The following is a 9111-nucleotide window of genomic DNA, read 5'->3' as shown; positions in this document are numbered from 1 at the left end:
CAGCCGCTCAGCAAGGCTCGTCATGCCCGGTACAACGAGCCGAACCGCCAAAGGAAACGACGTCTTAGTAGGTGCCTCACCTGTTTCGTGTGCGTGACCAGGTGCGTAACCACCGCTGAAGATGTCGGTCCGCAGGCCGGTGTACTGCCACGGCGGGTGTGGACTGCCCCGATCGGTAGCCTTAGGAAAACTCGGAGCCCATCCGGCACCGTCTGCTCGGTCGAGCTCGTCACGCCCGCCGTGCACACGAGCGCCGTCGATCGTGAGGGACGACGTCTCGGGTCACCGCCGCGCCGCCGGTCCGCACCCGCCGCAACCGTCCGCACGCGCACGTGACGGGCGTAGGCACCAGATCACGCCAATAACGGGAGCCTCACCTTTTTCCTCTTGCCAGTGCGTAGGGCTCCGTATACACATGGCCGCCAACAGCGCGGGGCGGACGGGCGTACGGAGTGCGGCCCGCGAGGACGGGGGGAATCGCGTGACGTACGAGCGTCTGCTTGCCCGCGTCGTCTCCGGGCTGCTGATGGAGCCGCGGCACCGGCCGAGCGTGGGCAGCAGGCTGCGGCGCAAGGGCGGGCCGCCCGTCATCGAGGTCGTGGGGCTCGACCGGACGCAGCAGAACGACCTCCTGTGGAGCCTGCGCCACACGTACGCGGAGCGGCTGCCGGTCAACGTGCCCGAGGTCCCGGTCGAGAAGGGGGTCGCGGATTCCTTCTGGTACCTGTCGACCCGGATGTCCGGGCTCAACGGCCCGGCCGGCCGGCGTGCCCCGGCCTTCCCCCGCTTCCACCTCGGGCTCCTCGCTCACACCTGGGCCGCCGACCACGCCGACCTCGGCCTGGACCGGCTGCAGTACGCGCACCGCGCCCTGGTGCGCGATCTGGGCAAGAGGCGGCAGGAAGAACCGCTCCGGCGCGACGAGCTGCTGCGCGAACTCGAGTTGCCCCTGACGGCGACGGGCCCGGTCGGCGGCCTCCTGGCGACGCTCTCCACCCTGGTGCGCTTCCTGACCGGGCGGCCGCGGCCCGACCGGGTGGCCCTGCGCTGGTGGGGGCGGGCCCTGAGCGTGCAGAAGGGCGGCGCGTTCTCCACCCGCGAGGCGATCGCCATCAGACTGTTCCACTTCTTCCGGCCGCGCCCGCCGCGTCCCGACGACCCCGACGACGTCCGTGAGGAGGCCGCCCGCGCGGAGGCGGCCCGGGTGGCCAACCGCGACGAGTACCTGGTCGCCGCCTTCCTCGCGGACATCGACGCGCACTACGGCCTGCTGCGCCGGCTCAACAGGAACCAGCCCCCGCTGATGCTCCTGCACGTCCACAACCCGGAGGGCCGGGCGGTCCTCGACACCCATCTCGCCGCCTACCGGACCCTGCGCCGCGTGGTGGGGCGGCGCACGGCCACCCATCCCGTGGTCCTGGTGGTGAGCGACGACGACGCGGGCGCCCGGCTCACGGCGGCGCCCCTCGACGAACTCGAAGACCTCCTCAACACGTGGGCGCTGCGTCTGGAAGGCGATGTACGCGAGCGGCGGCTGCTGCGGGTGACGGTGCGGGAGGCGGCGCCCACGGCACGGTCCGACACCTCACGGGAGGGACAGTGACGAACACCCCCGACAGACCCGGGCACGGCCCGGTGACCCTGGTGGCGCTCGCCCTCGGTGTGGTCCTCGCGCTGGTGGCCGCGGGGACCCTGTGGGCCCGCTTCGGGCCCGAGGACCCCGATCCGTGCGGCCCGGGCCTGCGCACCGTCAACGGCGAGTGCATCGGGGTCAGCGACGGCGGCGGCAAGCCCTTCATGGCCGACCTCACCGAGGTCATGAAGCGCATCAAGGAAGAGAACGACCGCATCGACGGCCAGACGCACGCCACCATCGCCCTGATGATTCCCATGACCTCCGACCACGAGGAGGTCAGGAAGCAGATCCTGCACGAGGTGCAGGGTGCCTACATCGCGCAGTACTTCGCCAACGGCGCCACCAAGGCCGAGAAGCAGAGCGGTGGTGAACACCCCAAGATCCGTCTCGTGCTCGCCAACCCGGGCAAGAACCGCGACCAGTGGCGGACGGTCGCCGACCAGCTCGCCGGCCTGGCCGAGGACGAGAAGCACAACCTCCGTACCGTCTTCGGCTTCGACCTCAGTGTGCGGCCGACCGCCGAGGCCATCGCCTATCTGACGAAGGAGAAGAAGATCCCGGTCGTCGGCGGCCCCATCACCGGCGACGAGTTCACCGGCTACCCCCTGTTCGCCCGGGTCGCGCCGACCAACAGTGACCAGGCGGACGCCCTGACGCACTTCGACAAGAACCTGGACCTCGAGCACGCCATCCTGGTCAAGGACACCAGGCCGGACCCGTACAACGAGTCGCTCCTCCAGGCGTACGAGCGGAAGCTGCGCAGATCGCCGCACGAGCCGATGCCCTTCGACTCCGAGGGAACGGACACCGAGGGCCGGTTGTCCAGCGAGTTCAAGAGGATGGCCACGGACATCTGCGTACTGCGGCCCAAGGTCAACACCGTCTACTTCGCCGGCCGCCCCACCCATCTCCGGCAGTTCCTCAACGAGCTGGCCAGAAACCGCCCGTGCAAGGAGGAACCGTTCACGGTCGTCAGCGGATCCGGCGCGTCCACGCTGTACGCGGACCGCAAGCTGGACTGGGACGCACTGCGCGGGCTGCGCGGCGACGGCGGCAGCTGGAAGGGCAAGGTGACCGTCCTGTACACCTCCGTCTCGCACCCCGACGGGTGGCTCAAGGAGCGGCCCGGCCGACCCGAGACGGGCGGCACACCGGGCGTGGTCCGCGAGCTGATGCGGCGCCTGGCGGCACCGCCCCCCGTCGGACCGATAGGCCCCGCCGACATCTACGACTCGCGCACCGTCTCCGTGCACGACTCCGCCAAGACCGCCATCGCGGGAATCCGGCTGCACGCCGAGGGCCGCAAGAGCGGCTACATCCCCACCTTGCGCGAGATCGGCACCGACTGGAACGCCCTGAGGGGGACGCACAAGGTCGACGGGGCCAGCGGCTGGATCTGCATCGACAACAAGGGCAACGCCTACAACAAGGCCGTCGCCGTGGTCCGGCTCGATCCGCAAGTGCGCGGCGAACGGCCGACGTTCGTGGGCCTCGCGTGGCCGAAGAAGTTCCCGCCGCCCAAGGGACAGGAAGGCAGCCTGGCCTGCCAGATCCCCCGCAGCTAGGCAGCGTGCGGCCCCCAGGGTCACCGACGCCAACGCCAACGCCAACGCCGGCGGGCCGGGGCGCGGGCGCTCCGTACGGCGGCCACCACCCGGACGGCGGGCTTGCGGTCGCCGGGTGGGCGGAGGGGGCGGCACGATCGGGGGCATGAGCAACCCGTCCGAGGGGCCGAGCGGTCCGGTTCACCACGCCTATGCCCATCACAGCGCCCACGAGGAGCCCCGGAGTGCGGGCGGGTGGGCTTCGGGTGGGGTCATGTTCGCCGGCGTACTGATGATGGTGGAGGGCGTGCTCGGCATGCTCCAGGGCATCACGGGCATCGCCGAGGACGACGTGTACGGGCGCGTCGGGCAGTACGTCTTCGAGTTCAGCGTCAGTGCCTGGGGCTGGATCCACCTGGTGCTCGGGCTGTTGGTCGCCCTCATCGGTGCGGGCATCCTCAGCGGGGCGGAGTGGGCGAGGGCGGGCGGGGTGGCGCTGGCCGCGCTCGCCGTGATCGCCAACTTCATCTGGCTGCCCTACCAGCCGGTGTGGGCCATCGTCTCGATCGCGATCGGCGTCTTCGTCATCTGGGCGCTGTGCACCGAGGACACGGGTCCTGGGGCGCCCGGGGGGCGCTAGGTCCGGCGGGCGGCTCCGGCCCCGCGCTCGTCGCTACGGGCCCGCGTTCGTCCCGGCGGGGCCGGTTCGTCCCGGCGGGGCCCGTTCGTCCCGGCAGGGCCCGTTCGTCCCGTGCCGGGCGGTGGGGGTGGTGCGGGCACGTGCCGGAGGTTATCCACAGGTTGCGGACGGGCTGCACGCGTTGTCATGGCGATCGGGTTTCATGGACGCATGACTGAGCCGACAGATACGCAGGCCATGCCCGACTGGGAGAAGCGGTTCCGGGCTCCGCGGGTGTCCTTGCCCGAGTGGGCGTGGGACGCGCCGGGCAGGGCGTTGTTCGTGTCCAACGCGACCGGGACGTATGAGCTGTACGCGTGGGACCGGGTCACCGGTGAGCAGCGGCAGGTCACCGACCGGCCGAACGGGACGACGGACGGTGTGCTGTCGCCGGACGGCGAGTGGATCTGGTGGTTCTCGGACACGGACGGCGACGAGTTCGGGGTGTGGATGCGCCAGCCGTTCGCGGGCGGGGAGGACGAGCCGGCGGCACCGGGGCTGGCGGCGTCGTATCCGGCGGGTCTCGCGATCGGGCGGGACGGCACCGCGGTGGTCGGGCGGTCGACGGACGAGGACGGTTCGACGATCCATGTCGTACGGCCCGGTCGGCCGCCGCTGGAGATCTACCGGCACCGGGAGTCGGCCGGGGTCGGGGACCTGTCGCACGACGGGTCGCTGATCGCCGTCGAGCACACCGAGCACGGGGACGCCATGCACGCGGCACTGCGGGTGGTCCGGCCGGACGGAGCCGTGGTGGGCGAGCTGGACGACAGCAAGGGCGGGACGGAGGACCTGGGGCTCAGCGTGCTCGGGTTCGCGCCGGTGGACGGGGACACCCGGCTGCTCGTGGGCCACCAGCGGCGGGGGCGCTGGGAGCCGATGCTGTGGGACGTGGCCTCCGGTGCGGAGACGGACCTGGGGCTCGACCTGCCCGGTGACGTGTCGGCCGAGTGGTACCCGGACGGGTCGGGGCTCCTGATCATCCACAGCTTCGAGGCGCGCAGCGAGCTGTGGCGGTACGACATCGCAGCGGGCCGTCTGGTGCGGGTGGACACCCCGGCCGGGTCGGTGTCCGGTGCGACGGCACGGCCGGACGGGGCCGTGGAGTACCTGTGGTCGTCCGCCGAGCGTCCGCCGGTGGTGCGGTCCACGGCGGGCGGTGTCGTGCTGGAGGCGCCGGGGATGAAGGCGCCCGTCTCCGTACCGGTCGAGGACGTGTGGGTCCCGGGACCGGGCGGCCGGATCCACGCGCTCGTGCAGCGGCCCGCCGGCGCGGAGGGGCCGCTGCCGACGGTGTTCGAGATCCACGGCGGGCCCACGTGGCACGACAGCGACGCCTTCGCCGCCGCCCCCGCGGCCTGGGTGGATCACGGCTACGCGGTCGTCCGGGTCAATTACCGGGGCTCGACCGGGTACGGGCGCGAGTGGACGGACGCGCTCAAGCACCGGGTCGGGCTGATCGAGCTGGAGGACATCGCGGCGGTACGGGAGTGGGCGGTGGCCTCCGGCCTGGCCGACCCCGCCCGGCTGGTCCTCACGGGCGGCTCATGGGGCGGTTACCTCACCCTGCTCGGGCTCGGCACAGAGCCGGAGGCCTGGGCGCTGGGCATCGCCGCCGTTCCCGTCGCGGACTACGTCACGGCGTACCACGACGAGATGGAGGCCCTGAAGGCCCTGGACCGCACCCTCTTCGGCGGGTCGCCGGAAGAGGTGCCCGAGCGCTTCGAGGCGTCGTCCCCGATCACGTACGTGGACCGGGTGCGGGTTCCGGTCTACATCTCGGCGGGCGTGAACGATCCTCGCTGCCCCATCCGCCAGATCGACAACTACGTGGACCGGCTCGCCGCCCGGAACGCGGTGCACGAGGTGTACCGGTACGACGCGGGGCACGGCTCGCTCGTGGTGGAGGAACGGATCAAGCAGGTGCGGCTGGAGCTGGCCTTCGCCACCAGGCATCTGGGGACCCGGGCGGAGGGGAGGTGACGGTGTTCCGTACCGTGGGGGTGTGTACCGGTTCCTGACGACGCCCCGCTGGTGGGGGATCAACATCTTCGTCGTGCTGGCGATCCCCTTCTGCGTCTTCATGGGGACCTGGCAGCTCGGCAGGTTCGAGGACCGCGTCGACTCCCATCAGGAGGCGGAGCGGCGGCCGGACCCGGGCACGGTGAAGGCCGCGCCGCTCCACGAGCTGCTGCCGGTCGACAAGGAGACCTCGGGCCGTCACGCCACGGCGACGGGGCGGTACGGCGAGCAGTTCCTGGTTCCGGAGCGCGAGCTGGACGGCAAGGACGGTTCGTACGTCCTGACCCTGCTGCGCACCGAGAGCGGGAAGTCCCTGCCGGTGGTGCGCGGGTGGCTGCCCGCCGGTGGCAAGGTCCCCGCCCCGCCGGTCGGCGAGGTGACGGTGACCGGTGCGCTGCAGGCCTCGGAGCACACCGGGAGCACGGGCGTGCACACGGCGGGCGCGCTGCCGCGCGGCCAGGTCGGCATGATCAGCGCGGCCTCCCTGGTGAACGTGGTCGAGGACGACGTGTACGACGCCTGGGTGACCCTGACGGACGCCCCGGCGGGCCTGACCCCCGTCCCGGCGACCGCCGCGGAGGGCAGTGGGCTGGACCTGAAGGCGTTCCAGAACCTCGGGTACACCGGTGAGTGGTTCGCCTTCGCGGGCTTCGTGCTCTTCATGTGGTTCCGCCTGTTCCGCCGGGAGGCCGAGCAGGCCCGGGACGAGGCTCTCGGGCTCGCGCCGGCGGCGGAGCGGACGCAGCCCGCCTCGCGGGCGTAGAGCCTGGCGGGCGCCTCCGCCTGGCGGGCGCCTCCGCCTGGCGGGCGCCTCCGCCCAGCGGCGGCGCCTGCGGGGGTGCGGTCAGCCCTGCGAGTGCCTCCGCCCTGCGGGCGTAGACATCTCGGGGGCGCTGACCTCGCGGGCGCAGTCGCCGAGCGGCGGGGCCTGCGCAGCACGTGAGGCCTGGGGAGCCCGCCGTGGCCGGAACCGCGGGTCGCCACGGCGCCCGGCCGGTGGCGACCCGGGCCGACGTGGGGCCTGAGCCCTGGGGCCCTGCCGCGCGGTGGGTGCCGGGCCGGCAGCGCGGCCAAGCACCGTCACCCCGGCCCGCCCGCCCCGTACCGAGGTCAACCGGGGCGCCGGGCCGGGGCGGGGCCGGGGCACGGCCGCGGGGGCCTACTGCGTCGGCAGGAGGCCTGTGCGGTAGATGGTGCCCGCGCAGGCGTTCGGGATCGTGGCCTCCGCCGACGGGGCGCCCGGCTCCGCGGTGTGGGCGACCGTGACGCTGCCCTCCGCGCGGGTGCCCTCGCCGTCGTCCGCCTTGGCGAGCTGCGGCTCCATGGCCGTCTGGGCCGTGGCGTCCGAGTCGGCCGAGCCCGACGCCGTGTCGTCGGCCGACGGCGTCGGATCGGGCGAGGGTTCGCCGCCGCCCGTGGGATCGCCCGTGCCGCCGCTGCCGCCGCCTCCGTTCACCGGGCACGTCTCGCTCGGCACCCAGGCAAATCTCACCTCGTACGAGTTCGACGGCTTCAGGAGCAGCGGCGCCGACGTCTCCTGGGCCGGGTCGGGCAGACCCGTCGCCGGGTCACCCGCCACGTGGCCGACGACCGTGATCCTCGCCGCGTCCGCCGCACCCGTCGTCCGGAAGGCCACGCCGCCGGGGTCGGTGATCGAGCAGTCGGTGCCCGAGACGTTCGCGATGCGGAAGGTCCCGTACACCTTGCCCTCGGCATCGGGCCGGCCGGCTTCCGCGACGGCCACCCCGAGCTGGCCGGCCGCACACAGTGGCACGGTGTCCGGGGCCGAACTGTCCGGCGCCGCCGTGCCGCCCACGGTGCCGTCCGCGGTTCCGGCCGCGGGCTCGCCGGGCCTGGCCGGGGCGTCCTTCCCGTCCTGGTCGGCGCCGCTCGTCCCCGGCCCGGTCCCGGAGCTGGGGCCTCCCGGCCCGCCGGGAGTCTCACCGATCTCCTCACCCGTGCCGCCCTGCACCTGCTCGCCGTGGCCGGCGTTCACGTGGCGGTCGTCGGAGGAGCCGTCGGCGCTCGCGACGTGCACGAACGCGGGGACCGCCGTACCGATCAGCAGCGCGGCCGCGGCCGCCCCCACCAGGGCCTGGCGCTTGCGGGCCCGCCGGGCGGGGACCGCGCGGCGGAGGTGGTCCAGCGTGCCGTCGGTGGGCTGCAGGTCCCGCACCGCGCCGTGCAGCATCCTGCGCAGCGCCAGTTCGTCGACGCCGAACTCATCGTGGTCCGGGAGGTGGTTTTCCGGCCCGTTGCTCACAATTCCGTTCCCAGTCCGGTCGTCGTTCTCGTTCAACGGCCCGTCCGGTCCGTCGGGTTCATCCTGCTCGAACCCGTGCCTGTGCTCCGTCATGCCGTGGCCTCCATGGCGACGCGCAGCGCCGCGATGCCACGTGACCCGTACGCCTTGACCGAGCCGAGGGATATGCCCAGCGTCTCCGCCACCTGAGCCTCCGTCATGTCCGCGAAGTACCGCAGTACCAAGACCTCGCGCTGACGGCGCTGGAGTCCCCGCATGGCCTTGATCAGCGCGTCGCGCTCCAGCTGGTCGTACGCGCCCTCCTCCGCGCTCGCCATGTCGGGCATCGGTTTGGAGAGCAGCTTCAGGCCGAGTATGCGGCGGCGGAGCGCCGACCGGGACAGGTTGACCACGGTCTGGCGCAGGTACGCCAGCGTCTTCTCGGGGTCACGTACGCGGCGCCGCGCGGAGTGGACGCGAATGAACGCCTCCTGGACGACGTCCTCGCACGAGGCGGTGTCGTCCAGCAGCAGCGCGGCGAGACCCAGCAGCGACCGGTAGTGGGCGCGGTAGGTCTCGGTGAGGTGATCGACGGTCGTGCCCGCGGTCACCGTCGTCTCGTCGGCGCTCAGGGCGCCGCGCTGGGACGGGATGCGGGTCGTACGCCTAGCAGCCGGCATGGGCGCGATCACCGGCATGCCGCCGGGCTGACGGGGCCGCCGGAGCGGGCGCACCGCGCCCATGCCGACGCCGACCCCGGCTCCGGCCGCACGGGCTCGGAACGGAACCACCGCTGTGATGTCGAGTACCTCTGCCACGCCTGTTGGACACGCTTCCCCCCGTCAGGGTTGTACGCGCACGCAGCCGCTTTTGACGGTGCGACGTTTGCCCTCATGCGTACCCGCTCTCCCCCAATGCCCCGAATGTCGCGAGCGCCATGAAGGGGCGACCGCGTAGACGCTTCCCGCCCGACCACCGGTTGCAGCAA

Annotated in this window: 7 protein-coding genes; 5 read left to right on the top strand and 2 right to left on the bottom strand. The window is 72.7% G+C overall.

Going from position 1 to position 9111, the window contains the following annotated elements:
• The first annotated feature begins 481 nt into the window (after positions 1-481).
• The 5 genes from ABD347_RS29640 to ABD347_RS29620 all read left to right on the top strand — a co-directional run bounded on the left by ABD347_RS29640 (position 482) and on the right by ABD347_RS29620 (position 6644).
• Complete coding sequence (locus ABD347_RS29640) at positions 482-1603, top strand: hypothetical protein (RefSeq protein ID WP_344366966.1); 1122 nt, start codon at positions 482-484, stop codon at positions 1601-1603.
• On the top strand, positions 1600-3201 hold the full coding sequence (locus ABD347_RS29635) for an ABC transporter substrate-binding protein (protein ID WP_344366964.1): 1602 nt from the start codon (positions 1600-1602) through the stop codon (positions 3199-3201). The genes ABD347_RS29640 and ABD347_RS29635 overlap by 4 nt, the downstream gene beginning before the upstream one ends.
• Positions 3202-3346: 145 nt before the next feature.
• Positions 3347-3820 (top strand): DUF7144 family membrane protein, encoded by a 474-nt coding sequence (locus ABD347_RS29630; protein ID WP_425575794.1) that lies wholly within the window; start codon positions 3347-3349, stop codon positions 3818-3820.
• 210 nt (positions 3821-4030) lie between these two features.
• Entirely contained in the window at positions 4031-5842 is a 1812-nt protein-coding gene (locus ABD347_RS29625) for a S9 family peptidase (protein ID WP_344366962.1), read from the top strand.
• Positions 5843-5864: 22 nt separating this feature from the next.
• On the top strand, positions 5865-6644 hold the full coding sequence (locus ABD347_RS29620) for an SURF1 family protein (RefSeq protein WP_344366961.1): 780 nt from the start codon (positions 5865-5867) through the stop codon (positions 6642-6644).
• A gap of 396 nt (positions 6645-7040) precedes the next feature.
• On the opposite strand, the gene ABD347_RS29615 is transcribed toward ABD347_RS29620, so the two are convergent.
• Together ABD347_RS29615 and ABD347_RS29610 are read right to left on the bottom strand one after the other, a co-directional pair.
• Positions 7041-8237 (bottom strand): hypothetical protein, encoded by a 1197-nt coding sequence (locus tag ABD347_RS29615; RefSeq protein WP_344366960.1) that lies wholly within the window; start codon positions 8235-8237, stop codon positions 7041-7043.
• On the bottom strand, positions 8234-8941 hold the full coding sequence (locus ABD347_RS29610; RefSeq protein WP_425575793.1) for a SigE family RNA polymerase sigma factor: 708 nt from the start codon (positions 8939-8941) through the stop codon (positions 8234-8236). Before ABD347_RS29610 ends, ABD347_RS29615 begins: the two co-directional genes overlap by 4 nt.
• Between the last annotated feature and the right edge of the window lie 170 nt (positions 8942-9111).

This window comes from Streptomyces gobitricini, from assembly GCF_039532985.1.
Lineage (GTDB): Bacteria > Actinomycetota > Actinomycetes > Streptomycetales > Streptomycetaceae > Streptomyces > Streptomyces gobitricini.
The sequence above is the reverse complement of the archived record's forward strand: the minus strand, read 5'-3'. Positions and strand labels throughout refer to the sequence as shown.